The sequence below is a fragment of the Rhodoplanes sp. P11 genome (assembly GCF_964266735.1).
Lineage (GTDB): Bacteria > Pseudomonadota > Alphaproteobacteria > Rhizobiales > Xanthobacteraceae > Rhodoplanes > Rhodoplanes serenus.
This window is the reverse complement of sequence record NZ_CAXWGY010000001.1, coordinates 966,251-991,083: the sequence shown is the minus strand read 5'-3', so window position 1 is coordinate 991,083 and position 24,833 is coordinate 966,251. Positions and strand designations below refer to the sequence as shown.

Sequence of the window (24,833 nt, the reverse complement as noted above, 5' to 3'; positions counted from 1 at the left end):
ACCCGCGCGTGCCGTTCCGCGGCTCGGTCCCGCGGAACGGCCGGTGCGATGACCGGAATGTGGGATCAGGCGCGGGCGATCGAGACACCGCCGTCGACCAGGAGCGCCGTCCCGGTGACGAAGCTGGCCGCATCGGAGACGAGCCAGAGCGCCGCCCGGGCGATCTCGTCCGGGTCGGCCAGCCGCTTCAGAGCGTGCAGGTTGGCGACGGCGGCGCGGGCCTGCGAGGTCGGCGCGGCCGTGCGGCCCATCGGGGTGTCGGTGCCGCCGGGCAGCAGCGCGTTGGCGCGGATGCCCTGCGCCCCGAACTCGGCGGCGATCACCTGGGTCAGGCCGATCACCCCCGCCTTGCTGGCCGCATAGGCGCCCATGCCCGGAAAGCCGACCGTGTGCCCGACGAAGGTCGAGGTGAACACGATCGCACCGCCGCCGGCCGCCAGCATCGCCGGGATCTGGTGGCGCGCCCCGTAGAAGGCGCCGGTCAGGTTGACGTCCAGAACCTCGCGCCAGGTGTCCGGCGCGATCTCCGGAACCGGCGCGGCCTCGCCCATCAGGCCGGCATTGTTGAAGGCGATGTCGAGACGGCCGAACCGCGCGACCGCCGCCGTCACCGCCGCGGCCGCTGTCGCCTCGTCGCGCACGTCGCCCGTGACCACGATCGCCTCGCCGCCCGCCGCGGCGATCTCGGCGCTCAGCACATCGAGCGGATCGCGGCGACGCGAGACCAGCACGAGCCGCGCGCCTTCGCGCGCGAACAGCAGGGCGGCCGCCTGACCGATGCCGGAGCTGGCGCCGGTCACGATGGCGATTCTCCCGTCGAGTTGTCCCATGCTGGTCTCCTTCGTTCGCAATGGATCGAAGGCGACCGTCGGCGAGGCGGGCGAGTGCCGCCACCCGTTTCCGCGGTCCCGCATGGCAAGGCGGGTCAGCCGGCGCGGGCCTCTTCGGCCGGAGCCGGAGGGCGGACCGCAGGCTCGGCGGATGCCGTGTGCGCGGATGCCGGCTCTGCCGATGTCGACTCCAACGACGCCGTGTCGGCCTCCTGCGTGGCGGCCGACACCGGCGGCGCATCACCCGTCGATGCATCACCCATCGGCGCATCACCAGCCGGCGCCTGGTCCGGCACCGTCTCGACGACGCCGCGCGGCGGCGGCATCTCGCTCAGCACCTCGGCGGCCGGCATGTCGACCTCCCAGCGGAAGCCTTCGCGCGCATAGGCGACCGTGACGGTGGCGTTGAGGGCCGCCTCGGTGAGCTTCTGAATCACCGTCGAGCCGAAGCCGACGCGCCCGGGCGGCTCCACCGCCGGGCCGCCCGCCTCCTGCCAGCGCAGCCGCACGCGATCCTCGCCGTGCGGCCCCGGCCCCACCTGCCAATCGATCCTCACGCAGCCGCCGGCCTGCCCCAGCGCTCCGTACTTGTTGGCGTTGGTGGCGAGCTCGTGCAGCGCGAAGCCGAGATTCTGCACCGCTTCGGGGCGCAGCATCAGCTCCGGTCCCGCGGTGTCGAGCGACGCGGATTCCCCCACGAACGGCGCGAGCTGGAAGCGCACCAGCTCCTCGAGGGTGGCGCCGCGCCAGTCGGTGTGGACCAGGAGATCGTGCGAGCGCGCCAGCCCTTGCAGGCGGCCCGAGAACTTGGTCTCGAAATCCGTGAAGGTGTCGCTCTGCCGCGCGGTGCGGCGCGCCATGGCGATGATGACGGTGATCAGATTCTTGGTGCGGTGGGACAATTCGCGCATCACGAACTGCACATGCGCCTCGTTGCGCTTGCGCTGGCTGATGTCGTGGGCGATCACCGAGATGCCGACCAGCGTGCCGTCGGTGCTGCGGATCGGCGCGGCATCGAGCGACACCTCCACCGGCGTGCCGTCTTTGCGCAGCCGGATGGTCTCCAGCCGCAGGCTGCGGCCGGCGCGCGCCGCCGCCAGCTTCTCGTCCAGCTCGCCGAGCAGGTCCGGCGGCACCAGCATGGCGTGCGGCCGGCACACCGCCTCGTCGGCGCGGTAGCCGTACAGCTCCTCGGCGGCGGCGTTCCAGCTCAGGATCTCGCCGTCCAGCGACACGCTCATGATGGCGTCGCCCGACGAGCTGACCAGCGCGGCCAGATGCGCGTTGGCGATCTCGCCTTTGGCGCGGTCGTGCGACGCCTGCGCCAGCGCTTGGCCGACCTCGTTGACCTCGCGGATGCCGGTGTCGACGCGGTCGATCACGCCGCCCGCCCCGATCACCGCGGCGGCGCGCGACAGGTCGCGGGTGGAGCGGATGATCCACTCGCCCGCCAGCGCGGCGCACAGGACGGCGAGCCCGGAGAACACCACGAGGCTCCACAGCACGTCGCTCTTCCAGCGCCGCATCGGCGCATCGACGGTGGCGCGCGGCACCGCGGCGAACACCGTCCAGCCGTTGGAGAGGCGCTGCCACCCGGCCTGGTACTCCTCGCCGTCGAGCATGAAGCCGGTCCAGCCGCCGGTGCCGGCGGCGACGCGGCGGCGCACCTCGTCGGGCAGGCGGTCGCCCACCGTGGTGTCGGACGCCTCGCTGCGCACGATCACCAGCCCGTCACGGTCGATCAGGGTTGCGGCCCAGCCGGACGGCGTCTGCCGGGCGACGACGCTGCTGAGATGATCGACCGGCAGCGGGCCGGAGAGCACGTAGTCGGTCCCGGGCACCGGGCACAGCAGGGCCACCACCGACCGCTCCGTGCGGGGCGAGGCGAACACGCCGGTGGTGGCGCACGACATGGTGTCGTGGACATGCCGTATCAGCGCCGGGTTGCGGGTCGGCGGCAACGCCCGGCCGAACGGCTCCTGGGTGTTGAGAATCTGATGGCCGTCCTGCGCGAACAGCACGATCCAGCCCGGCACCGCGGCGACGCTCTGGCGCGCCTGGGCGTGGAAGCCCGCGAGATTGTCGCCGACGAGATGCGGCGAGGTGCCGAGCACCGCGAGTTGCGCCCGCTTGACGGCGATCTCGCGGGTGATGTCGTCCGCGATGGCGCGGGCGAACAGCCGTCCCTGCCGCTCCACCTCGGCCTGCTTCTCGCCCAGCACCACCCGATACTCGACCGCGAAGAAGGCGAGGCTCGGCAGCAGCACGCCGAGCGCCAGGAGGGCGAGCGCGACCCGCAACGGCATGGGACGCCGCCGGGTTCTGGACCGTCGCGGGCTCACCCCGCGGCCCGACGCAGGCCCCGCCACTTCGCTCCTCCGTTCCGCCGCCGGCGCCCGCTGCGCAGCCGGTCCGGCCCCGTGTCGTCGGATTATGTCCGCGAACCGGCTTTCACCCTCACGCTTTTCACGGGGTTGCGCAAGCCGTCGGCCCGACTAGCTCGAACAGCCTAATCTTCGCCTGGGACGGCCTTCGGCAAGTCGCGATCCTCGTCGAAGCGATCGTCGCCGGAGCGAGCGGCGGCGCGCCGCCGCGGCGTCACCGAGCCGGTCGGCCCGACGTCGGAGCGATGCGCCGCGTAACCTTGCCCCGCACGGGCGCGCGCCGCGATCACCTCGCCCGGCACCGCGGCCGGCTGGCAGATGCGGCGACCGCTGTCGCGACGCATCAGATCGACATGGATGTGATCGTAGTGGAAGACGTTCGAGCCCGGCGCCAAGACGGTGCTGAACAGCTCGCAGGCCGAGACCTGGACGTCGCGCAGGAATCCCTGCTCCTCCGGGGTGCCGCGCCAGCCGCGCTTGATGGTGATCACATGACCGTCGGCGAGCACGAAGCCGGAGATGTCGAGGGCGTTGCCGAAGGCGTGCTCGGAGATGCGGGCGCGCGGATTGCCGTTCATGCCGCGGCACGAATAGGCGGAGATCTGCTTGATCTCGACCACCGGCTGGCGGAACCAGCGCTGCGCGGCCGGCTGCACGCCCTCCAGCACCCAGCGATCGAGCGCCGACACCAGCGGACAGGCGAGCGTCGCGGCCGGCGACACGCTGGCCGGCGTGGCCGCGGTGGTCAGCGGCTCGGCCCGCGACGGGCCGACCGGCACCGGCTCGCCCATGGCGGGATACTGCGGCGGGTAGACCGAGGCGGTCTGCCGCGGCGGCTCGACCTCCCGCGTCACCGGGGCGCGGCCCTGGCGCGGCGATCCGTCGCCGAACGGCGAGCGGCGGTCGATCGGGGTCGGCGAGAATCCGGGCTCCTCGTAGTCGGGGCCGGCGTCGCGGGGCGGTGGCAACGGCCCGCGGCCGATCGCGGCGGCGCGGCCGCGTGGCGGCCCGGCATCGGCGTCGACACGGTGCGGCGGACCAGCATGGCCGCTGCCGGGCGGCGACAACGGGGTCGGCCCCGGCACCGCGGCCGGACGGGTGGCGGGCGGCGGACCGTCGGGCACCCGCAGATAGCCGGGCGGCGCGCCGAGCACGCGACCGGGTGCAGCCGCCGGCGTGCCGCGCGGGATGCCCCCCGGCGGACGCAGCGGCTCGTCGGTGTAGCCGAGCGCCTGGATCTCGCCGAGCGCCGCAACCTTGAGAGGAAAGTCGGCGCCGCACGCGCCGGGACCGTCGATCGGCGATAGGAGAGCGACGGCCGGCCCCTGCTTGACCGAGCCCGACTTGAGGCACTGAACCTCCGCCTCACGCCGCCATGGCTCGCGCTGCGCCATGAAGTTGCGGGCGCAACCGGCGAGCGTGAGGAGAACGAGCGAGCCGACGAGATACCAACGAACGTCGCGCGTCATGTCCGGAGCTTGCCGGACACTCCCTTAACGAGCCCTCAACGTTACTCGCCCGTTGCCCGGCGGACCGCATCCACGTCACGGCGCAACCGGCGTCGCGCTCGACCATCCCGGCCGCCGCGCCTGCCGCGGAGAAGCCCTGCCCAGAGGGCGCTTGATCGCGCGCCGCCTTTTCGTCAAACACGCCCGGCCCGCCGGTCCGGGCGCCGCGCCGGCCGAGGCGCTGCCCCGGACCAGAAGCCGCAGAGGAGATGCCACATCGTGCCGCAGCCGCCGGTCCGCCCCCTGAGGGCGCTCGAACTCGCCCGCCGCATCGAGGCCGGCGACCTGACGCCTGCCGAGGTGGTGGACCTGTGCGCCGAGGCGATCGCGGCCCGCGAGGAGACGATCGGGGCCTTCGCGGCGCTCGACCTCGCCGGCACCCGGGCGCGGGCGGCGGCCTCCGCCGCGACCCTGGAGGCGGCGCCGCTGCGCGGCCTGCCGGTCGGCATCAAGGACATCTTCGACACCGCCGACCTGCCGACCGAATACGGCACGCCGATCTATGCCGGGCACCGCCCGGTCGCCGACGCGGCGCTCGTCGCCATGGCGCGGCGCGCCGGTGGGCTGATCCTCGGCAAGACGGTGACGACGCCCTTCGCGTTCCTCGATCCGGCCGGCACCGCCAATCCGCATCATCCCGAGCACACGCCCGGCGGCTCGTCGTCGGGCTCGGCCGCGGCGGTCGCGGCCGGGCTGGTGCCGATCGCCATCGGCACCCAGACCGGCGGCTCGGTGATCCGCCCGGCCTCCTATTGCGGGGTCGCCGGCTACAAGCCGTCGTTCCGGATGCTGCCGATGGTCGGCTGCAAGACCTTCTCGTGGTCGCTCGACACCGCCGGCGTGTTCGCGGCCGGCGTCGCCGACGTCGCCTTCGCGGCGGCCGCCCTGACCGGGCGCGATCTGCGGGTGGACCGCGCGGCCGCGGCGGCGCCCCGCGTCGGCGTCGTCCGCACCCATGTCTGGCCGCAGGCGAGCGCCGCCATGCAGGCGCTCGTCGAGCGCACCGCGAAGGTGGCAGCCTCCGCCGGCGCCACGGTCCGCGAGATCGCCCTGCCCCCGGTGTTCGAGGATGCCTTCCGGGCCCACGCCCTGGTGCAGGATTACGAAGCGTTCCGCGCCCTGGCCCACGAGCACGACCACCACCGCGACCAGCTCGGGCCGCTGCTGCGCCACCTGCTCGATGCCGCCGCGACGATCCGGCCGGAGGCGTATGACGACGCCCGCCGGGTCGCCAAGCGGGCCCGCCAGACGCTCGCCGATCTGATGGACGACCTGGACGTGCTGCTGACGCCATCGGCCCCCGGCGCGGCGCCGCGCGGGCTAGGCTCTACCGGACTATCGACTTTCAACAGGTTATGGACCCTTATGGGAACACCGTGCATCAATGTTCCGGGCGCGAAGGACGAGTCGGGCCTGCCGCTCGGCATCCAGATCGTCGGCCGGTTTGGACGCGACCGGGCGGCCCTCGAGGCGGCGCTGTTCGTCGAGCAACTTGTGTCCACCGAGTCGGGCGGATGACCGCGAGCCTCGCAAGGCGTCGGCGCGCATCCAAGAGGGACGCCATGCCGGCTCTTCGCCCCATCTCCCTGGCGCCAGCCCACGGCCTCCTCGCACGCGCCAGGCTCATGGCCGCCGCCGTCGTCACGGCGCTCGCCGCCAGCACAGGCCCCGGTGCGACGCAGGCCGCTGGCGAGACGCCGCCGGTCCACGCCACCACCGCCACCCTGCGTCTCGCCCTCGGGGCGGAGACCACGGTGGTGCTGGAGGAGAACATCTCCACCGGGTATGTCTGGCGCTATGTCGACCAGCAGGGCGACGCCGGCGTCCGCATCGACGTCGTCGATCTGGGCCATCGGCGACGCGCCGGCACGAGCGCCAATGTGGGCGCCGCCGGGCTGCATCGCTGGCACTTGCGGGCCGCAGCCCCGGGCCGATGCGAGCTGCGTTTCGTGTATGAGCGCCCGTGGGAGCGGCAGCCTGTGCGCATGCACAAGCTGGTGGTCGACGTCCACTGAGCAGTGGCATGAATTGATAAAATCGACGCACGCAGCGCACACCCATGTTGCGGCGCGCAATTGTTTCCGCCTTCAGAACATCGGCCGGTTGTGCTACGTTGCCGCCGCTCACTGGAGAGGAATTCGATCCAAGGTGATCGCCTCCACTCCAGACGTTCTGACGCGAGAGACGTCTACTCGTTCGCATTGTCGACGGCGAACCAGAGTCTGCGCCGCCAGAAAATGCGCCAGTCCAAGGAGACGAATGTGGCTTACTCGATCGACCTGGAACGTGTGGCGATCGTGGCGGTGTTCGCCTTCGTGACCGCCATTGTTCTGGGTGCCTTCTGACCGGCCCCGATTACCACATCGGCTCGCCGAGAGCGGCCACCCGAGAACCAGAACCGCGAAACAGAGCCGAGAACCAGAGCCTTCGGGCAATATCCGAAGCAAGGCAATCCGAGCAGAGATCTGGAACACCGGACAATCCTGTAACACCGGAGAACCCTGGAACACCGGAGAACGACGTCTCCGGTGTTTGCGTTTTATGAGCCCGTTTGGATCAGCCCGCAGGGCCGTCGGTGGGCGCCGCTGCGATCGTGCGCTCGATCTCCACTCGTAGCTTCCGGCTCGCTTTCCTGATTTCCGTTCCCCCCATTTCCGTGCTCTGCTTCCGTCCTCCGTGTTCCGTAGAGGCCGTGACGTCGCAATGTCCCCCAAAACCCTCTTCGAGCTCGCCGGCGTGACGCCGGCTCCGGCCAACCTGACCGACACCGTGCTGGTGGTGATCGATGCCCAGCGCGAATATGTCGACGGCCGCCTGCCGCTCGTCGGCATCGATGCTGCCCTGGACGAGATCGGACGCCTGCTCGCGCGCGCCCGCCGCGCCGGCACGCCGGTGATCCATGTGGTGCATCAGAGCAAGGGCGGCGGTCCATTCGCGCCCGGCACGCGCGGCGTCGAGGTGGCGTCGCCGGCGACGCCGGCGCCGGGCGAGCCGGTGTTGGTCAAGGGCCTCCCCAATGCGTTCGCCAGCACCGATCTGGCCGATCGCCTGCACGCGCTGCATCGCTCGTCGCTCGTCCTCGTCGGCTTCATGACGCATATGTGCGTGGAGGCGACCGCCCGCGGGGCCGTCGATCTCGGCCTCTCCCCCACGGTGGTGGCGGCCGCGACGGCGACGCGCGACCTGCGCCACCCGCTCGACGGCTCGCTGGTGCCGGCCGCCGAGGTTCACCGCAATGCGCTGGCAGCGCTCGCCGACCGCTTCGCCACCATCGTCTCGTCCTGTGAGGAGCTGGCCGGCTGATCGGCCGCGACGTCGACCGTGACGGCGACATCGGCGATCACCGGCAGGTGGTCTGAGAGGCCGCGCGCCGCCCGGTCGGTGAACGCCGACACCAGGGCGCACGCCGGCCGGCAATAGACGCGGTCGAGCCGGAACAGCGGCCAGTGCGACGGGAAGGTGCGGAAGCGCGTCCGCCCCGGGCAGGCGCCGCGCAGCACCGCCCGCACCGAGCCGGCGAACAGCCAGTCGTTGAAGTCGCCCACCACCACGGTGGTGAACGGGCTCTCCTCGATCAGGGCCAGCAGCGCGCGCGCCTGGCTGCGCCGCTCGCCGAAGCTCAAGCCGAGATGGGTCGCGATCACCCGGCACGGGCCATGCGCCGTGTCGATGTCGGCCACGATGGCGCGGCGCGGCTCGCGCTCCGGATAGGAGATGTCGTGCGCCGCCCAGGCGCGCGGCCGCCATCGGCTGAGCAGCATCTGCCCGTAGGCGCCGTCCGCCGTGACGATCGACTTGGCGCCGAGCCCGTAATGGCCCAGCGTCCGCTCGATCACCGCGAACGGATCGGCGTCGGCGGCGCGCGGCCGCCGCGAGTCGACCTCCTGGAGCGCCACGATGTCGGGATCGTGCCGCTCGATCAGCGCGATCACCCGGGCGAGATCGAAATCGGGATTGAGTCCGAGCGCCCCGTGGATGTTCCACGTCATCACCCGGACGGTGCCGGCCGGCCTCACGGATCGCGGCTCCCGTCGCGCCCGCGACCGCGCTCCTCGTCGCGGCCGCCACGGCGGGACACGACCGCCTGAATGCCGAAGGCGAGCGCGATCCAGCCGGCCAGGAGCCCCACCGCGACCGCGATGCGGCCCGGCGTCGGATCGCGGATCACGGCGAGCAGCCGATCGCCGAACACCGACATGGCGACGAGACCGGGTGTCAGCCCGAGCAGCGTGCCGCCCATGAAGTCGGCGAAGCGCACGCCGCCCGCCCCCGACAGGAGATTGATGACCGTGAACGGGGCGATCGGCAGCACCCGGATGGCAGCCACCGCGAGCACGCCGCGCCGGGTGATCTTGCGCCGGATCTTGTTGAGCCGCGGCCCGAGCAGACGGATGAACGGCTCCTGCCCCAGCTTGGCACCGATCGCGAAGCCGACCGCGGCACTCACCAGCGCGCCGAGCGTCGCGTAGAGGAGACCGAGCCAAGCGCCATACACCATGGCGGTGGCGGCGATCAGCACCGTCACCGGAAAGCCGAGCAGCCCCGCCACCACATAGACGCCGGCCACCGCGACCGGCGCCCACACGGTGCCGAGCCCTTCGAGCAGTGCCCGCACCCGCTCGATATCGGTGAACTGGGCGAGCGGCGTGGTGCGCCAGGCGAGCACCAGGCCGATCAGCACGAGAGCCACCGCGCCGATCTTGGCGAACACCGGCAAGCGGCGGGCCTGCGCCGGCCCGATCACCTGGCGGGTCACCGCCTCGACGCTGATCGGCGCCGCAGGATCGGCGATCGGCTCGATCGCCAGCGGCAGCACGCTCGGCGGCGACTCAGGATCGCTCACCGGGCACAGCCGATGGCCGCCGCCCGACAGCGTCTCGACGGTGCGCAGCAGCGAGCCGGTGCGGGCGAGCTGATCGGCCACCGCCTGCTCGCCGACGCCGCAATGATCGGCGATCAGCCGGTTGCGGACGCGGGCGACGGCGCGCCGCTCCGCCTCGGTCTCCGCCTCCAGGACGACGTCGCACTCGGCGTCGGCCCCCATCGAGCGGTTGTTGAGATTGGCCGAGCCGACGCGCAGCAGGCGATCGTCCACCACCATCACCTTCGAATGCACCATGGTGTCGGCCGTGCTGTCGCCGTCGCACACCTGCGGGAACAGGAAGCGCGCCCGCGCCGCCACGCCGGCCTCCTCCAGGATGCGGCGGAAGCGGGCGCGGCCCGCATGCATGGTGTTGGCCTCGATCCACGAGTGATACTGACGCGGCGTCACCACCACCAGCTCGAGCTCCGGCATGCGCTGCATGCGGGCGGCGAGCCGCTCCGCCATGGCGGCCGCGGTGACGAACTGGTTCTCGATGTAGATGCTGCGGCGCGCCGCGTCGATGCTGTCGAGAAACAGCGCCTCGATCTCGCGCGCCTCGGGCTCGCCGTCGTCGCAGCACGGCACCGTGCGGGCGATGGCGAGCCGCGTGTCTCGGATGTCGGGCACGACGCCATCCGGCCACACGTCGTGATCGCCCGGATGGCTCGGCAGCGTCTCGCCGGTGGCGCGCCGCCAGCGGTTCTTGGCGAGGTCGCCGAGCGCCGCCGCGGCGGCGCCGTCGCAGACGAGCTGGACGTCGTGGAACGGCGCGTAGGGCACGCCGTCGGGGTCGACGCGGTCGGGATCGGCGGCCCGGTGGGCGCAGCGGTCCCAGCGCCGGATGGTGAGGTCGAGGCCGCCCGCGAAGGCGACGGTGTCGTCGACCAGGACGATCTTCTGGTGCTGCGACGAGCCGAACGGCAGCCGGTCGTCGAGCCGCAGGATCACTTGGGGCGGCGTACGGTCGTCGATGGCGAGCGACGGAAACCACTCGCGCTCGCCGGCGAACAGCACCGAGTAGTTCCACAGCAGGAGCCGGATGGTCAGCGCGGGGCGGCGCTCCACCAGGGCGGCGAGGAGATCCACCAGCGTCTCGGGCAGGTCGTCGTCGGGCCCGGTGCGCGGCAGCCGCGTCTGGCTGTGGATGTCCCAGCCGACCACCAGCACCGCGTGCCTGGCCCGCAGCAGGCTGCGGCGCAGCGCCGAGAAATACTGCTCGCCGTCGATCAGGACGGCGGCGCGCTGCGTCGGCTCCACCCGCCACACATTGTGGCCGGGACGGAGAATGCGGTCGGCGACGACGGCGAGATCATCATCAACGGACGGCGAGGTCATCAACGGGCATCGGGCGACGGGGTTCCGGCGGGATCTCGGGCTCGCGGCGACAACGCACGACGCGCGATTTGGTGCCGTGGTGGCGGGCCGCTCCTGTTACCGGCCGGGTCGGGCGGCGTCATCCCGTCGCGGCGTATGGCCGCGGCGGTGTCGCGAGCTGCCGGGCGTCCTCGTTCAGTTGAAGTCGCTGCCGCGGCCCCAGCGCTGCTGCCACATGCGCTCGCCGATGGTGCAGGAGACGCGCGGCTCGACGCGCGGTGTGGTCGCCGAGACCGGCACCGGGCGCGCCGGCGGGGTCGCGCCCGCCACCTCCAGCACCAGCTTAGTACGGGTCGCCTCCTTGAACTGCGAGCGATCGCGGATCGGCACCACGAAGGCCGACGGGCCGCCGATGACGCAGTCCTCGTAGTAGACGTCGAGCGCCTCGAGATCGAGGGTGGCGGCGGAGGGCCGCTTGAGCACCAGCGGCAGCCCGTTGATGGTGATGCCCTTGGCGACCACCTCGTCGCGCGTCTGATCGACCAGCGGCCCCTGATTGTTGGCGCCGTCGCCGGAGACGTCGATGACGCGGCGGATGCCGCGCTCACCCGAGCTGGCGAACAGCTCGGCCGAGAATTGCAGCGCGCCGGAGATCGAGGTGCGGTAGGCGCGCCGATACGGCGCCTCGGCGATCGCGGCCGCGAAGGTTTCGGCGCTGGCCGCACCGTCGACGATGCGCCACGGCACCAGCACGCGCTGATCGGCGGCGCCGGCCCATTCCACATAGGTGACCGCGATGCGTCCGTGCATGCCCTGGCGCAGCGCGGAGAGAAACTCCGGCGAGGTCAGCGCCGCCACATAGCCCTCGCGCTGGAGCGCCTGCTCGTCGGGGTCCATGGAGTAGGAGATGTCGACGGCGAGCACCAGCTCGACGTCGACGGTGCTGCCGGCCTGGGCGGCGGGCAGATCGGCGAGCCGCAGGGTCGCGGCGACACCGAGTGCCGCCACCGCGGTGGTGGCCGCGGCCGCGACGGCCGCCAGTCCCGCCACCCGTCGCACCACCCGCAGCGCTGTTGCCGCTCGCCTCGCCCGCATGGCCGTCTCCGCACGATGCTGGAGACGGGATGGTCGCACAGGGTCGCGGCGCGGCAAGCGGCCGGCGTTCACGATCGCATTATCGCGGCTGCGACGGCGTGGCGCCGCCGGCGTGGCGCATATCGCGACCGGCTACGTCGTGTGGTCGACCGGCTCGGTCGCGACGATCTCGATGCCGAAGCCGGCGAGACCGACATAGCGCTGCTCCGAGGAGGCGAGCAGCCGGATCGACGACACGCCGAGGTCCTTGAGGATCTGGGCGCCGAGCCCGATCTCCCGCCACTGCTGCGAGCGGGCGGCCTCCGAGTCGGTCGGGGCGTCGCCGTTGGTGGGCAGCGCCGCCGCCGGCACCCCGACGGTGCCGTCGCGCAGCACCACCAGCACGCCCCGCCCCTCCGCCTTGAAGCGGCGCAGCGCCGCGTGAATGGTCGGCGCGCCCCCGAAGGTGTCGCGCAGCAGGTTGTGGCGGTGCAGCCGGGTCACCACGCTCCTGCCGTCGCCCACCGCGCCATACACCAGCGCCATGTGATGCACCGCCTCGAACGGGGTGACGTAGGCGTAGCCGCGCAGCGGCCCGATCTCGGTCTGAACCGTGAACTCGCTGATCCGCTCGACCAGCTTGTCGCGCACCTGGCGATAGGCGATCAGGTCGGCGACCGACAGGATCACCAGCCCGTGCTTCTCGGCGAAAGCCGTCACCTCGGGGCCGCGCATCACGGTGCCGTCGTCGTTCATCAGCTCGGCCAGCACGCCGACCGGCGGCAGGCCGGCGAGCCGGCAGAGATCGACGCACGCCTCGGTATGGCCGGAGCGCATGAGCACGCCGCCTTCGCGCGCCACCAGCGGGAAGACGTGGCCGGGCCGCACGAAGTCGCCCGCCGCGGTGTTGTGGTTGGCGAGCGCCCGCACCGTGTTGGTGCGCTCCTCGGCCGAGATGCCGGTGACGAAGCCGTGGCGCACGTCGACCGACACCGTGAAGGCGGTGCCGAGCGGCGCGTCGTTCTGGGCCACCATGGGATCGAGGCGCAGGCGCTTCGCCTCCTCGACCGACAGCGGCGCGCAGACGATGCCCGAGGTGTGGCGAATCACGAAGGCCATCTTCTCGGGCGTGCACATCGACGCCGCGACGAACAGATCGCCCTCGTCCTCACGATCGTTGTCGTCGGTGACGATCACCAGATCGCCCCGTGCGAAGGCGGCGATCGCCGCCTCCACCCGCGTGTTGTTCTCGTTGGTCATCGGCTGGCTTTCGATTCCGGGAGTGGCACCTGCTCGGGCGAGTCGGCGGGCCGGGTGAACGGCCAGGCCGGCGTGTCGCCCACCTGGGCGCGATGGCGCAGATAATGGTCGGCGATCACGCACGCCACCATGGCCTCGGCGACCGGGACGGCCCGGATGCCGACGCAGGGGTCGTGGCGACCCTTGGTGAGAAGGTCGGTCTCCTCGCCGAAGCGGGTCACGGTGGCGCGCGGCGTGAGGATCGAGGAGGTCGGCTTGACGGCGAAGCGGGCCACCACCGGCTGGCCGGTGGAGATGCCGCCGAGCACGCCGCCCGCCTGGTTGGAGAGGAAGCGCGGGGCGCCGTCGTTGCCCATCCGCATCTCGTCGGCGTTCTCCTCCCCGCTCAGCGCGGCGGCCTCGAAGCCGGCGCCGATCTCGACGCCCTTGACGGCGTTGATCCCCATCAGGGCGGCGGCGAGGTCGGCGTCGAGCTTGCCGTAGACCGGAGCCCCGAGCCCCACCGGCACCCCCTCCGCCACCACCTCCACCACGGCGCCGACCGAGGAGCCGGCCTTGCGAACCTCGTCCAGATGGGCCGCGAAAGCTTCGGCGGCGGTGGCGTCCGGGCAGAACAGCGGATTGCGGTCGATCTCGGCCCAGTCCCAGCGGGCGCGATCGATGCGCAGCCGGCCGACCTGGATCAGCGCCGCCCGCACCACCAGGCCCGGCACCACCTTGCGGGCGATCGCCCCTGCGGCGACGCGCGCCGCGGTCTCGCGGGCCGACGAGCGGCCGCCGCCGCGATAGTCGCGCAGGCCGTATTTCGCGTCATAGGTGTAGTCGGCGTGGCCGGGCCGGTAGGCGTCCCTGATCTCCGCGTAGTCCTTGCTGCGCTGGTCGGTGTTCTCGATCAGGAGCGCGATCGGCGTGCCGGTGGTGACCTGGGCGCCGCTCTGCGGATCGGCGAACACGCCGGACAGGATCTTGACCGCGTCGGGCTCGCGCCGCTGGGTGGTGAAGCGCGACTGGCCCGGCCGGCGGCGGTCGAGCCGCTCCTGGATCTCGGCGGCCTCCAGCGGGATGCGCGGCGGGCAGCCGTCCACCACGCAGCCGAGCGCCGGCCCGTGGCTCTCGCCGAAGGTGGTGACGCGGAAGAGGTGGCCGAAGGTGTTGAACGACATCGCCGGGGGTCCTGCTGCCGTCTGGTAGCGCGCGGCCCCCGGGGGGTCAATTCGGCGGCGCACGGGCCAGCCGAGCGGTGGCGGCGGGGCGGCGCGGCCGCCCGCGGCTCACTCCTTGACGACGGTGATGTCGGGGGCGTCGGGCCGCTTCATGCCGACCACATGGTAACCGGCATCGACATGGTGAATCTCGCCGGTGACACCGCGCGCCATGTCGGACAGGAGATAGACCGCGGTGTCGCCCACCTCGTCGATGGTGACGGTGCGCTTGAGCGGCGAGTTGTACTCGTTCCAGCGCAGGATGTAGCGGAAGTCGCCGATGCCGGAGGCCGCCAGCGTCTTGATCGGGCCGGCCGAGACGGCGTTGACCCGGATGTTCTTCTCGCCGAGATCGGCGGCGAGGTAGCGCACCGAGGCTTCGAGGCCGGCCTTTGCGACGCCCATCACGTTGTAATGGGGCATCCACTTCTCGGCGCCGTAATAGGTCAGGGTGAGGAGCGAGCCGCCATTGGTCATCAGCTTCTCGGCGCGCTGAGCGATCGCCGTGAACGAGTAGCAGCTGATGAGCATCGTCTTGGCGAAGTTGTCCTCGGTGGTGTCGACATAGCGGCCGTCGAGCTGGTCCTTGTCGGAGAACGCCACCGCGTGGACGACGAAGTCGATGCTGCCGAACACGGCCGCCGCCTCGGCGAACACCGCGTCGATGGTGGCCGGCTCGGTGACGTCGCAATGGCCGATCAGGCGGGCGCCCAGCTCTTTCGCCAGCGGCTCGACCCGCTTCTTCAGCACGTCGCCCTGATAGGTGAATCCGAGTTCGGCGCCGTGCGCATGCGCGGCCCGGGCAATGCCCCACGCGATCGAACGATTATTGGCGATTCCAAAGATAAGGCCGCGCTTGCCGCGCAGCAGCCCCGCAGTATCCGGCATGGTTGTCCTCAAAGCGGCCGGAGACCGGCGCGGCGGCACCTATGGCACAGCCCCCGATGACCATCAAGGCGCCACACACCGCCCCGCGAATGGGCAATTGGTCGGGACCGGCGGGCCGGCGGAGGCGGCTCCGGAGGCTGCCCCCGAGGCGGGGCGGCCTTCGGAGCAACGACTGAGGCCAGAGGTCAGGTCAGGTCGCGGCGCGGATCGTAGGGCCGGGCGTCGCGCCAATGGCGCATCAGGTCGTCGAGTTCCGGGTCCCCCTCCGGCGGCAGCACGATGCGGACGCTGGCGAGCAGGTCGCCGGGCCCGCCCTTGGCGGGCAGGCCCTTGCCCTTGAGCCGGAAGGTGCGGCCGCTCGACGTTCCCGGCGGAATCGCCAGCTCGACGGCACCGTCCAGCGTCGGCACCCGCACCTTGCCGCCCAGCACCGCCTCGTAGAGCGTCACCGGCAGGTCGAGCCGCAGGTTGGCGCCGTCGCGCTCGAACACCGGGTGCGGCGCGATGGAGACGGTGATCAGCGCGTCACCGACCGCGCCGGGGCCGGGCAGCCCCTGCCCCTTCAGGCGGATCTGCTGGCCGTCGGCGAGGCCGGGCGGGATCTTGACCTCGACCTCCTTGCCGGTCGGCAGATGCACCCTTCGGGTGCCGCCCTGGGCGGCCTCGGCGAGCGAGATGGTGACGGCGACCTCGACATCGCGGCCGGGCGGCTGCGGATGCAGGTCCTCGGGCTCGAAATGGGACCCGCCGGCGAAGCCGCCACGGCGGCCCGCCGCGGCGCCGCCGAACACGTCCTTGAGCAGGTCCTCGAAGCCGCCGAAGCCGCGCGGGCCGCCGGCGCCGGCGCCGCCGGCCCGGCGGAAGCCCTCGGGGCCGAACGAGAAGCTCTCGAAATGGGCGCCGCCCGGCCCCGCCCCGGCGCCGCCGCCCGGAAAGCCGCCCGGGTGGCCGCCGAAGCCCTCGAAGCCGTGGAAGCGCGGCTTGCCCTCGGCGTCGATCTCGCCGCGATCGAACGCCTTGCGCTTCTTCTCGTCGCCGAGGATCTCGTAGGCGGTGTTCACCTCGGCGAACCGCTTGGCACTCTTCGGGTCGTCCTTGTTGGCGTCGGGGTGCAGCTTCTTGGCGAGCTTGCGGAATGCGCCCTTGATGGCGGCCGCGTCCGCCGTCCGCGGCACCCCGAGGACGTCATAGGGGTTGCGCATCGATCGAAAACTCCGGAACTCGGGTCGGGCGCGGTGCGCCCGGGGTCGTGCCGAATGTGGGGGGAATCGGGCATTTCCGCAACGCGCCGGAGGCCCGATGCTGCTCCGCGTGGGCGCCGCGGCGCGGGAGCGAACCGCCCGCCCCCGCCGTCAGGCCCGCTTCCAAGGCTTCAGCCGGGTGACCTGCCAGCGGCCGGTGGTGATCCGGCAGGCGCCACCTTCCAGCCAGGTCTCGCGGCCGTCGCGGACATGGCTGACCAGGAAGTCGCGGCAGGTGCGGCCGCCCTCCCGCTGCGGGGCGGTCAGCGGCGTGACGGTGCCGCGGGCGCCGGTCGACGGATTTTCCCAGGACGCGCTGGCGGTGGTGCCGCTCTTGCCCAGCACCTCGGCGATGGCGGTGCGGGCGACCGCCAGGTCCGCCTCGCCCGGCAGCGCGCTCGCCGCATCCGCCGCGGCCGGGTCGGCGCCGCTCTCGGACCGCTCGCCGCCGCTTCCGGCGGCGTGGGTGCTGCCCTCGGTCTCCTTGCCGACCGGCACCGGGGCGCCGCCGCGGCGGCCGCCGAGCGCGCCGGTCGCACCGCGGCCATGCGCGTCGTCGTTTCCCATCAGCGATCCCAACTGGTAGGAGAAGCTACAGCCGCCGGCCAGCAGCGCCGCCGCCGTCACCAGGCTCAAGCTCGCCACCCGCCGTGCGCGACGGCCCCACGGACGCGCGACACCGTAGGACGTCCGGCCCGCGGACGCGACGGCATCGGCCGGCTGCTGGTCTGCCAAGAGGTACCTCGACGCATGTCCGACACAGATCCGATTGAACACGCGATCCGGTTAACGGCCGGTGATTTCACCGAGGCCGGCGAGCCCTTCGCGCTGTTCGCCGCCTGGTTTGCGGAGGCCGGCCGCAGCGAGCCGTCCGATCCCGACGCCATGGCGCTCGCCACCGCGGACGCCGGCGGCATGCCGAATGTCCGCATGGTGCTGCTGAAGAGCTTCGACGAGCGCGGCTTCGTCTTCTACACCCACCAGACCAGCCAGAAGGGCCAGGAGCTGGCCGCCAACCCGTCGGCCGCCGCGGTGTTCCACTGGAAGTCGCTGACCCGCCAGGTGCGGCTGCGCGGGCCGGTGTCGCAGGTTCCGGACGAGGAGGCGGACGCCTATTTCGCCAGCCGGCCGCGCCAGTCGCGCATCGGCGCCTGGGCCAGCAAGCAGTCGACGCCGCTGGAGAGCCGGCTGGCCTTCGAGAAGGCGGTCGCCTATTACTCCGCCAAGTACGCGATCGGCCCGGTGCCGCGGCCGCCCCACTGGGGTGGCTACCGGCTGGCGCCGCTGTCGATCGAGTTCTGGCACGACCGGCCGTTCCGGCTGCACGACCGTATCGTCTTCAAGCGCGAGCGCACCGGCGCGCCGTGGACCAAGTACCGGCTCTACCCCTGATTTCGAACCACGAACCCATTCACCCGAGGGCCGCCCCGATGAACACCCCGCTGAGCAACCAGCCCCGCCGCACCCTGCTGCTCACCGGCGCCAGCCGCGGCATCGGGCACGCCACCGTCAAGCGCTTCTCGGCCGCGGGCTGGCGGGTGATCACCTGCTCGCGCCACGCCTTCCCGGAGAACTGCCCGTGGGCGAGCGGGCCGGAGGATCACCTCCAGGTCGACCTCGCCGACCCGGTCTCGACCCGCGAGGCGATCGCCGAGGTGAAAGAGCGCCTCGACGGCCAGCTGCACGCGCTGGTGAACAATGCCGGCATCTCGCCCAAGGACGAGGAGGGCGGCCGCCTCGGCACCGTCAACACCACGCTCGACGTGTGGCAGACCGTCTTTCAGGTGAACTTCTTCGCCCCCGTCATGCTGGCGCGCGGCCTGATCGAGGAGCTGAAGGCCGCCAAGGGCTCGGTGGTCAACGTCACGTCGATCGCCGGCTCGCGCGTGCATCCGTTCGCCGGCTCGGCCTACTCGACCTCCAAGGCGGCGCTCGCGGCACTCACCCGCGAGATGGCGTCCGACTTCGGCCGCCTCGGCATCCGGGTCAACGCCATCGCGCCCGGCGAGATCGACACCTCGATCCTGTCGCCCGGCACCGACAAGATCGTCGCCCAGATCCCGATGCAGCGCCTCGGCACCACCGACGAGGTGGCCAAGATCATCTATGTGCTGTGCACCGAGGCCTCGTCCTACGTGAACGGCGCCGAGATTCACATCAACGGCGGCCAGCACGTGTGATCCGACGCGAGGCGTGATAGGGATCGCTCCGCGGTCGCGCTGACCGCCGCCGGCGCCGAGCGGCCGCGGCGGCGCGGTCGACCGGCAGGCGCCCGGGCGCCTCAATGGGCGCCGGGCCATCCGCGAGGGCTTTCCCGCATGTCCCGCCCGCATTCGGCCAGCAGCCCGCAAAAGCCCGGCGACCAGCAGAAGAACGAGGCACGGCGCGCCGAGATCGTCGCGCTGGTGCGCCAGCGCGGCTTCGTCACCATCGGGGCGCTGGCGCAGCAGTTCGGCGTCACCGTCCAGACCATCCGGCGCGACATCAACAGCCTGTCCGACGAGGGCCAGGTCGCCCGCTACCATGGCGGCGCCGGGCTGCCGTCGAGCGTCGAGAACATCGACTACTCGATGCGGCGGGTGATGAACCTGGCCGAGAAGGAGCGCATCGCCCGCCTGGTCGCCGCCCATGTGCCGGCGCACTCGTCGCTGTTCATCAACATCGGCACCACCACCGAGGCGGTGGCCCGCGCCCTGGTCGATCACGAGGACCTGCACGTCATCACCAACAACCTCAACGTCGCCCATCTGCTCGCCAACAAGACGAGCTTCCGGATCGTGGTGACGGGCGGCTCGGTGCGCAACCGCGACGGCGGCCTGGTCGGCCAGGCGGCGTGCGACACCATCGGCAAGTTCCGGGTCGACATCGGCATCATCGGCATCAGCGGCATCGACGCCGACGGCACGCTGCTCGACTACGATTACGACGAGGTGCGCGCCGCCCAGACCATCCTGGCCAATGCCCGGCAGGTGTTCCTGGTCACCGACCACACCAAGTTCAGCCGGCGGCCGCTGGTGCGGCTCGGCGCGATAACCGACGTCAGCGCCCTGTTCACCGACCAGCCGCCGCCTCCCGGCATCCGCGCGCTGCTGGCGACGCACGGCATCGCGATCCATGTTGCGACGCAGTAACCTCGCGTTGCGGTGCGGAAACGAAAGTTGAATTTTCGCTTGCGAACATTTCGGATTGCGGACTATCCTGTCGGGTGAGAGCGCCGGAGCGGCGCGCACCGAACGGGACGGGTCCGATGAGCCCACGCGATCCCTTCGATCTCCTGATCATCGGCGGCGGCATCAACGGCACCGGCCTGGCCCGCGACGCGGCCGGGCGCGGCGCCTCGGTGCTCCTGGTCGAGCAGGCGGATCTCGCGGCCTACACGTCGTCGGCCTCCACCAAGCTGATCCATGGCGGGCTGCGCTATCTCGAATATTACGACTTCCGCCTGGTCCGCGAGGCGCTGATCGAGCGCGAGCGGCTGCTCGCCGTGGCGCCCCATCTGGTGCGCCCGATGCGCTTCGTGCTGCCCCATGTGGGCGGGCTGCGCCCGGCCTGGATGGTGCGGCTCGGCCTGTTCCTTTACGACCATATCGGCGGCCGCAAGACGCTTCCCGGCACCGAGACTGTTCGATTCCGAACATCCCCGATCGGCACTCCGCTCCAGGAGCGGCTCACCAAGGGTTTCGTCTACTCCGACTGCTGGGTCGACGACGCCCGCCTCGTGGTCCTCAACGCGGTCGATGCGCAGGCGTGCGGCGCCACCATCCGGACCCGCTGCCGCTTCGTCTCGGCGCGGCGCCGCGACGGGCTGTGGCGCGCCGTGGTGGAGGATCGCGACAGCGGCCGGCGCGAGGAGGTGATGGCGCGCATCCTGGTCAATGCCGGCGGACCGTGGGTCAGCCGGCTGCTCACCGAGCAGCTCGGCATCGCCAAGCACGCCAATGTCCGCCTGGTGAAGGGCAGCCACATCGTGGTGCCGCGGATGTTCGAGGGCGAGCACGCCTTCATCTTCCAGAACCCGGACCGCCGCATCGTCTTCGCGATTCCCTACGAGGACGCCTTCACGCTGGTCGGCACCACCGACGTGCCCTACACGGCCGAGCCCGGCCCGGTGACGATCTCGGCCGAGGAGACCACCTATCTCTGCGAGACGATGAACCGCTACTTCCGGCGGCCCATCGCACCCGCCGACGTGGTGTGGAGCTATGCGGGCGTGCGGCCGCTCTACGACGACGCGGCCGCCGACGCCTCGGCGGTGACCCGCGACTATGTGCTCGATCTCGACACCGGCGACGGCGGCGATCACGGCGCCCCGGTGCTGTCGGTGTTCGGCGGCAAGATCACCACCTATCGCCGCCTCGCCGAGCACGCGATGGAGAAGCTCGCCCCCCATCTGCCGGACCTGAAGCCGGCCTGGACCGAGCACAGCCACCTGCCCGGCGGCGACCTGCCGGCCGGCGACTTCGACCTGTTCGTCGCCGCCTTGCAGAAGAACAAGCCGTTCCTCCCCGCCCCGCTGGCGCAGCGCCTGGCGCGCGCCTACGGCACCCGGGTCGAGCTGATCCTCGGCGAGGCGACCCGCATGGCCGATCTCGGCTGCGACTTCGGCGCCGGACTCACCGAGGCGGAAGTCCGCTATCTCGTCAGCCACGAATGGGCCCGCTCCGCCGACGACATCCTGTGGCGACGGACCAAGCTCGGCCTGCACGTCCCCGACGGTACCGCCGACGCGCTCGACTCCTACCTCGCGACCGTCGCCCCGGCGCGCGCCGCGAGCCACGCGACCCCCGCGGACGGCCCCTGAACGGTCCGCCCGCGGACTCGTCCGCCAGCGGACCGTCATCACAGTCGCACAGCCGCCGGCACGAGCGGCGGCATCGGGAGGAGTGTCAGCATGACCAGGTATGTCGGGGCGATTGACCAGGGCACGACGAGCACCCGCTTCATCGTCGTCGATCGCCAGGGCGAGGTCGTCGCCATGGCCCAGAAGGAGCACCGGCAGATCTATCCGAAGCCCGGCTGGGTCGAGCACGACCCCGCCGAGATCTGGCGCAACACTCGCGAGGTGGTCGCCGAGGCGATGAGCCGCAAGGGCCTCGAGCCCAAGAACCTCGCCGCCGTCGGCGTCACCAATCAGCGCGAGACCACCGTGCTGTGGGACCGCAGGACCGGCGCCCCGCTCCACAACGCGCTGGTCTGGCAGGACACCCGCGTCGACCAGCTCGTCGCCGCCTTCGCGCGCGACGGCGGCCAGGACCGCTTCCGCGCCGCCACCGGCCTGCCGCTCGCCTCCTACTTCTCCGGCCTAAAGCTCGTCTGGCTCCTCGACAACGTGCCGGACGCCCGCGCCAAGGCCGAGGCCGGCGACGCGCTGTTCGGCAACATCGACACCTTCCTGCTGTGGCACCTCACCGGCGGCCCGGACGGCGGCCTGCATGTCACCGACGTGACCAACGCCAGCCGCACCCAGCTGATGAATCTCGCCACCCTCGACTGGGACGCCACGCTGCTCGATACCTTCGGGATTCCGCGCAGTGTCCTCCCCGCGATCCGCTCGTCCAGCGAGGTCTATGGCGAGGTCCGCGACGGCCCCATCGCCGGCGTGCCGATCGCCGGCATCCTCGGCGACCAGCAGGCGGCGCTGGTCGGGCAGACCTGCTTCCGCCCGGGCGAGGCCAAGAACACCTACGGCACCGGCTGCTTCCTGCTGATGAACACCGGCCCCAAGATCGTCCCCTCGACCTGCGGCCTGGTCACCACGGTAGCGTACCGGCTCGGCGATCAGCCGGCCTGCTACGCCCTCGAAGGCTCGATCGCCATCACGGGCGCGCTGGTGCAGTGGCTGCGCGACAATCTCGGCCTGATCCGGTCGAGCGGCGACATCGAGGCGCTGGCCGCGAGCGTGCCTGACAACGGCGACGTCTACATCGTGCCGGCCTTCTCGGGCCTCTACGCGCCGCACTGGAAGGAGAGCGCCCGCGGCGTCGTCGCCGGTCTCACCCGCTTCGCCAACCGCGCCCACTTCGCCCGTGCGGCGCTCGAAGCCACCGCCTACCAGACCCGCGAGGTGGTGGAGGCGATGGAGAAGGACTCGTCGATCCGCCTGGAGGAGCTGCGCGTCGACGGCGGCATGGTGGCCAACGAGCTTCTCATGCAGTTCCAGGCCGACATTCTCGACGTGCCGGTGGTGCGCCCGCGGATGACCGAGACGACGGCGCTCGGCGCCGCCTATGCGGCCGGGCTGGCCACCGACTATTGGCAGGGCACCGACGATCTCGTCGCCAACTGGGGCGTCGACAAGCGGTGGACGCCGGCGATGCCGGCGGAGCGCCGGGCGAAGCTCTACGCGGCCTGGGGCAAGGCCGTCACCCGCGCGTTCGACTGGGTCGACTGACTGGACCGCCCCCTCCCGCACCGGCGGGCGTGGCACTTCATCGACGCGGAGCGAGCCCGCGCGTACTCTCCGAACCTCGTTCAGACGACGTCAGGAACAGGTCATGACCTCTCCCTTCCTCGGCGAACTTCTCGGCACCATGATGCTGGTCATCCTCGGCGACGGCGTCGTCGCCGGCGTGCTGCTGCAACAGTCCAAGGCCCAGAACTCCGGCTGGATCGTCATCACCACCGGCTGGGCCATCGCGGTGCTGGCCGGCGTGTTCGTCGCCACCGCGACGGGCAGCGCCGACGCCCACATCAACCCCGCCGTCACCATCGGCTTCGCGCTGTCGAGCGGCACCTGGTCGAAGGTGCCGGTCTATCTGCCGGCGCAGTTCATCGGGGCGTTCCTCGGCGCCGTGGTGGTCTGGCTGCATTACCTGCCGCACTGGGCCAAGACCCCCGATCCCGGCCTCAAGCTCGCGGTGTTCTGCACCGGCCCGGCGATCCGCAATCTACCGGCCAACTTCGTCAGCGAGGTGATCGGCACCATCGTGCTCTTGTTCGTCATCGCGGCGATCGCCTCCAAGACGGTCGGCGGCACCGGCGGCATGGCGCCCGGCATGATCCCCTACATGGTCGCCATGCTGGTGTGGGGCATCGGCCTCTCGCTCGGCGGCACCACCGGCTACGCCATCAACCCGGCTCGCGATCTCGGGCCGCGGCTCGCCCATGCGCTGCTGCCGATTCCCGGCAAGGGCTCCTCCGATTGGGGCTATGCTGCGATCCCGGTGGTCGGGCCGATCGTCGGCGCGCTCGTGGCGGGCCTCGCCATCCTGGCGGTCGGCATCCAGTGATCCGGGAGACGGGCATGAAGAAGCTGATCAACGCCCCCGAGGCGGTCGTCGCCGAGGCGCTCGCCGGCATGGCGGCGGCGCATCCGGGGCTGATCCGGGTGGAGACGGACCCGGCCTTCGTGGTCCGTGCCGATGCGCCCGTGCGCGGCAAGGTGGGCCTCGTGTCGGGCGGCGGCTCGGGGCACGAGCCGATGCATGGCGGCTTCGTCGGTCGCGGCATGCTGGATGCGGCCTGCCCGGGCGCGGTGTTCACCAGCCCGACCCCGGACCAGATGCTCGCCGCCGCCAAGGCGGTCGACGGCGGCGCCGGCGTCCTCTTCATCGTCAAGAACTACACCGGCGACGTGATGAACTTCGAGATGGCGGCGGAGCTAGCCGCAGCCGAAGGGCTGACCGTCGACAGCGTCGTCATCGACGACGACGTCGCCGTGAAGGACAGCCTCTACACGGCCGGCCGCCGCGGGGTGGCGACGACGGTGCTGGCCGAGAAGATCTGCGGCGGCGCCGCCGAGGCGGGGCTGCCGCTCGCCGCAGTCGCCGATCTCTGCCGCCGGGTGAATGCCAACGGCCGCAGCATGGGCATGGCGCTCACCGCCTGCACGGTGCCGCACGCCGGCAAACCGTCCTTCACGCTCGCCGACGACGAGATGGAGATCGGCATCGGCATCCATGGCGAGCCGGGCCGACGGCGGGTGCCGCTGGAGCCGGCCGACCGCGTCGCCGAGATGCTGATGGAGCCGGTGATCGAGGACCTGCCGTTCCGCACCGGCGACGAGGTGCTGCTGTTCGTCAACGGCATGGGCGGCACGCCGCTGATCGAGCTGTACGTGCTCTACCGCAAGGCGCACGAGATCGCGGAGCGGCACGGCCTGAAGGTGGTGCGCAACCTGGTCGGCTCCTACATCACCAGCCTGGAGATGGCCGGCGCCTCGATCACGCTGTTGCGACTCGATGCAGACATGATCCGATACTGGGACGCCCCGGTGCTCACGCCGGCGCTGCGCTGGGGCGCGTGAAGGCGCGGCGGCGACGAGGATCA

21 protein-coding genes are annotated in these 24,833 nt (G+C 71.7%); 10 read left to right on the top strand and 11 right to left on the bottom strand.

What is annotated here, in order from left to right; all coding sequences use genetic code 11:
* Window positions 1-65: 65 nt before the first annotated feature.
* The 3 genes from ACFQUV_RS04410 to ACFQUV_RS04400 all read right to left on the bottom strand — a co-directional run bounded on the left by ACFQUV_RS04410 (window position 66) and on the right by ACFQUV_RS04400 (window position 4,683).
* Window positions 66-830 carry an SDR family oxidoreductase gene (locus ACFQUV_RS04410; protein WP_129610509.1) on the bottom strand — a complete coding sequence of 255 codons (765 nt, stop codon included), beginning with the start codon at window positions 828-830 and terminating at the stop codon, window positions 66-68.
* A gap of 95 nt (window positions 831-925) precedes the next feature.
* Complete coding sequence (locus ACFQUV_RS04405) at window positions 926-3,136, bottom strand: PAS domain S-box protein (protein WP_129610510.1); 2,211 nt, start codon at window positions 3,134-3,136, stop codon at window positions 926-928.
* A gap of 203 nt (window positions 3,137-3,339) precedes the next feature.
* Complete coding sequence (locus ACFQUV_RS04400; protein WP_129610511.1) at window positions 3,340-4,683, bottom strand: extensin family protein; 1,344 nt, start codon at window positions 4,681-4,683, stop codon at window positions 3,340-3,342.
* Between the two features lie 258 nt (window positions 4,684-4,941).
* Here ACFQUV_RS04400 and ACFQUV_RS04395 point away from each other — a divergent pair, with 258 nt between their 5' ends.
* From ACFQUV_RS04395 to ACFQUV_RS04385, 3 genes are all read left to right on the top strand, one after another.
* Window positions 4,942-6,240, top strand: a complete 1,299-nt coding sequence (locus tag ACFQUV_RS04395; RefSeq protein ID WP_244601668.1) for an amidase — start codon at window positions 4,942-4,944, stop codon at window positions 6,238-6,240.
* Between the two features lie 44 nt (window positions 6,241-6,284).
* Window positions 6,285-6,737, top strand: a complete 453-nt coding sequence (locus ACFQUV_RS04390; RefSeq protein WP_165364070.1) for a protease inhibitor I42 family protein — start codon at window positions 6,285-6,287, stop codon at window positions 6,735-6,737.
* 688 nt (window positions 6,738-7,425) lie between these two features.
* Window positions 7,426-8,025, top strand: a complete 600-nt coding sequence (locus tag ACFQUV_RS04385) for a cysteine hydrolase family protein (RefSeq protein WP_129610513.1) — start codon at window positions 7,426-7,428, stop codon at window positions 8,023-8,025.
* On the opposite strand, the gene ACFQUV_RS04380 is transcribed toward ACFQUV_RS04385, so the two are convergent.
* From ACFQUV_RS04380 to ACFQUV_RS04345, 8 genes are all read right to left on the bottom strand, one after another.
* The gene (locus tag ACFQUV_RS04380) at window positions 7,950-8,738 is read right to left on the bottom strand and encodes an endonuclease/exonuclease/phosphatase family protein (RefSeq protein ID WP_244601669.1); all 789 of its coding nucleotides are present in this window, start codon (window positions 8,736-8,738) and stop codon (window positions 7,950-7,952) included. The two genes, ACFQUV_RS04385 and ACFQUV_RS04380, sit on opposite strands and share 76 nt — an antisense overlap.
* Complete coding sequence (locus tag ACFQUV_RS04375; RefSeq protein ID WP_129610514.1) at window positions 8,735-10,921, bottom strand: VTT domain-containing protein; 2,187 nt, start codon at window positions 10,919-10,921, stop codon at window positions 8,735-8,737. Before ACFQUV_RS04375 ends, ACFQUV_RS04380 begins: the two co-directional genes overlap by 4 nt.
* Before the next feature lie 174 nt (window positions 10,922-11,095).
* Complete coding sequence (locus ACFQUV_RS04370) at window positions 11,096-11,995, bottom strand: DUF1194 domain-containing protein (protein ID WP_129610515.1); 900 nt, start codon at window positions 11,993-11,995, stop codon at window positions 11,096-11,098.
* Window positions 11,996-12,127: 132 nt separating this feature from the next.
* On the bottom strand, window positions 12,128-13,234 hold the full coding sequence (gene ribB / locus ACFQUV_RS04365) for a 3,4-dihydroxy-2-butanone-4-phosphate synthase (RefSeq protein WP_129610516.1): 1,107 nt from the start codon (window positions 13,232-13,234) through the stop codon (window positions 12,128-12,130).
* Window positions 13,231-14,397, bottom strand: coding sequence for a chorismate synthase (gene aroC / locus ACFQUV_RS04360; protein WP_378394236.1), 1,167 nt, complete (start codon window positions 14,395-14,397; stop codon window positions 13,231-13,233). The genes ribB and aroC overlap by 4 nt, the downstream gene beginning before the upstream one ends.
* 108 nt (window positions 14,398-14,505) lie before the next feature.
* A complete protein-coding gene (fabI, locus tag ACFQUV_RS04355; RefSeq protein ID WP_129611411.1) occupies window positions 14,506-15,324 on the bottom strand; it encodes an enoyl-ACP reductase FabI in 819 nt (272 codons plus the stop codon).
* A gap of 185 nt (window positions 15,325-15,509) precedes the next feature.
* Window positions 15,510-16,526 carry a DnaJ C-terminal domain-containing protein gene (locus ACFQUV_RS04350; protein ID WP_129611410.1) on the bottom strand — a complete coding sequence of 339 codons (1,017 nt, stop codon included), beginning with the start codon at window positions 16,524-16,526 and terminating at the stop codon, window positions 15,510-15,512.
* A 150-nt stretch (window positions 16,527-16,676) separates the two neighbouring features.
* Window positions 16,677-17,192, bottom strand: a complete 516-nt coding sequence (locus ACFQUV_RS04345; protein WP_378394596.1) for an RT0821/Lpp0805 family surface protein — start codon at window positions 17,190-17,192, stop codon at window positions 16,677-16,679.
* A 123-nt stretch (window positions 17,193-17,315) separates the two neighbouring features.
* On the opposite strand from ACFQUV_RS04345, the gene pdxH reads away from it, so the two are divergent.
* The 7 genes from pdxH to dhaK all read left to right on the top strand — a co-directional run bounded on the left by pdxH (window position 17,316) and on the right by dhaK (window position 24,810).
* Window positions 17,316-17,957, top strand: a complete 642-nt coding sequence (gene pdxH / locus ACFQUV_RS04340) for a pyridoxamine 5'-phosphate oxidase (RefSeq protein ID WP_129611408.1) — start codon at window positions 17,316-17,318, stop codon at window positions 17,955-17,957.
* Between the two features lie 38 nt (window positions 17,958-17,995).
* A complete protein-coding gene (locus tag ACFQUV_RS04335; protein ID WP_129611407.1) occupies window positions 17,996-18,745 on the top strand; it encodes an SDR family NAD(P)-dependent oxidoreductase in 750 nt (249 codons plus the stop codon).
* Window positions 18,746-18,883: 138 nt separating this feature from the next.
* Window positions 18,884-19,696 carry a DeoR/GlpR family DNA-binding transcription regulator gene (locus ACFQUV_RS04330; RefSeq protein WP_129611406.1) on the top strand — a complete coding sequence of 271 codons (813 nt, stop codon included), beginning with the start codon at window positions 18,884-18,886 and terminating at the stop codon, window positions 19,694-19,696.
* Window positions 19,697-19,812: 116 nt separating this feature from the next.
* A complete protein-coding gene (gene glpD, locus ACFQUV_RS04325) occupies window positions 19,813-21,366 on the top strand; it encodes a glycerol-3-phosphate dehydrogenase (protein WP_129611405.1) in 1,554 nt (517 codons plus the stop codon).
* A gap of 90 nt (window positions 21,367-21,456) precedes the next feature.
* Complete coding sequence (gene glpK / locus ACFQUV_RS04320) at window positions 21,457-22,956, top strand: glycerol kinase GlpK (RefSeq protein WP_129611404.1); 1,500 nt, start codon at window positions 21,457-21,459, stop codon at window positions 22,954-22,956.
* Window positions 22,957-23,059: 103 nt separating this feature from the next.
* On the top strand, window positions 23,060-23,794 hold the full coding sequence (locus ACFQUV_RS04315) for an MIP/aquaporin family protein (RefSeq protein ID WP_129611403.1): 735 nt from the start codon (window positions 23,060-23,062) through the stop codon (window positions 23,792-23,794).
* 14 nt (window positions 23,795-23,808) lie between these two features.
* Complete coding sequence (gene dhaK, locus ACFQUV_RS04310; RefSeq protein WP_129611402.1) at window positions 23,809-24,810, top strand: dihydroxyacetone kinase subunit DhaK; 1,002 nt, start codon at window positions 23,809-23,811, stop codon at window positions 24,808-24,810.
* Window positions 24,811-24,833: the final 23 nt, after the last annotated feature.

What these genes read in the sequence shown, in the direction of transcription:
- ACFQUV_RS04410 (WP_129610509.1), bottom strand. Translation starts at nt 830, where the DNA reads ATGGGACAACTCGACGGGAGAATCGCCATCGTGACCGGCGCCAGCTCC.
- dhaK (WP_129611402.1), top strand. Translation starts at nt 23,809, where the DNA reads ATGAAGAAGCTGATCAACGCCCCCGAGGCGGTCGTCGCCGAGGCGCTC.
- glpK (WP_129611404.1), top strand. Translation starts at nt 21,457, where the DNA reads ATGACCAGGTATGTCGGGGCGATTGACCAGGGCACGACGAGCACCCGC.
- ACFQUV_RS04350 (WP_129611410.1), bottom strand. Translation starts at nt 16,526, where the DNA reads ATGCGCAACCCCTATGACGTCCTCGGGGTGCCGCGGACGGCGGACGCG.
- pdxH (WP_129611408.1), top strand. Translation starts at nt 17,316, where the DNA reads ATGTCCGACACAGATCCGATTGAACACGCGATCCGGTTAACGGCCGGT.
- aroC (WP_378394236.1), bottom strand. Translation starts at nt 14,397, where the DNA reads ATGTCGTTCAACACCTTCGGCCACCTCTTCCGCGTCACCACCTTCGGC.
- ACFQUV_RS04375 (WP_129610514.1), bottom strand. Translation starts at nt 10,921, where the DNA reads ATGACCTCGCCGTCCGTTGATGATGATCTCGCCGTCGTCGCCGACCGC.
- ACFQUV_RS04405 (WP_129610510.1), bottom strand. Translation starts at nt 3,136, where the DNA reads ATGCCGTTGCGGGTCGCGCTCGCCCTCCTGGCGCTCGGCGTGCTGCTG.
- ACFQUV_RS04315 (WP_129611403.1), top strand. Translation starts at nt 23,060, where the DNA reads ATGACCTCTCCCTTCCTCGGCGAACTTCTCGGCACCATGATGCTGGTC.
- ACFQUV_RS04400 (WP_129610511.1), bottom strand. Translation starts at nt 4,683, where the DNA reads ATGACGCGCGACGTTCGTTGGTATCTCGTCGGCTCGCTCGTTCTCCTC.
- ACFQUV_RS04390 (WP_165364070.1), top strand. Translation starts at nt 6,285, where the DNA reads ATGCCGGCTCTTCGCCCCATCTCCCTGGCGCCAGCCCACGGCCTCCTC.
- ACFQUV_RS04385 (WP_129610513.1), top strand. Translation starts at nt 7,426, where the DNA reads ATGTCCCCCAAAACCCTCTTCGAGCTCGCCGGCGTGACGCCGGCTCCG.
- ACFQUV_RS04335 (WP_129611407.1), top strand. Translation starts at nt 17,996, where the DNA reads ATGAACACCCCGCTGAGCAACCAGCCCCGCCGCACCCTGCTGCTCACC.
- ACFQUV_RS04330 (WP_129611406.1), top strand. Translation starts at nt 18,884, where the DNA reads ATGTCCCGCCCGCATTCGGCCAGCAGCCCGCAAAAGCCCGGCGACCAG.
- ACFQUV_RS04370 (WP_129610515.1), bottom strand. Translation starts at nt 11,995, where the DNA reads ATGCGGGCGAGGCGAGCGGCAACAGCGCTGCGGGTGGTGCGACGGGTG.
- fabI (WP_129611411.1), bottom strand. Translation starts at nt 15,324, where the DNA reads ATGCCGGATACTGCGGGGCTGCTGCGCGGCAAGCGCGGCCTTATCTTT.
- ribB (WP_129610516.1), bottom strand. Translation starts at nt 13,234, where the DNA reads ATGACCAACGAGAACAACACGCGGGTGGAGGCGGCGATCGCCGCCTTC.
- glpD (WP_129611405.1), top strand. Translation starts at nt 19,813, where the DNA reads ATGAGCCCACGCGATCCCTTCGATCTCCTGATCATCGGCGGCGGCATC.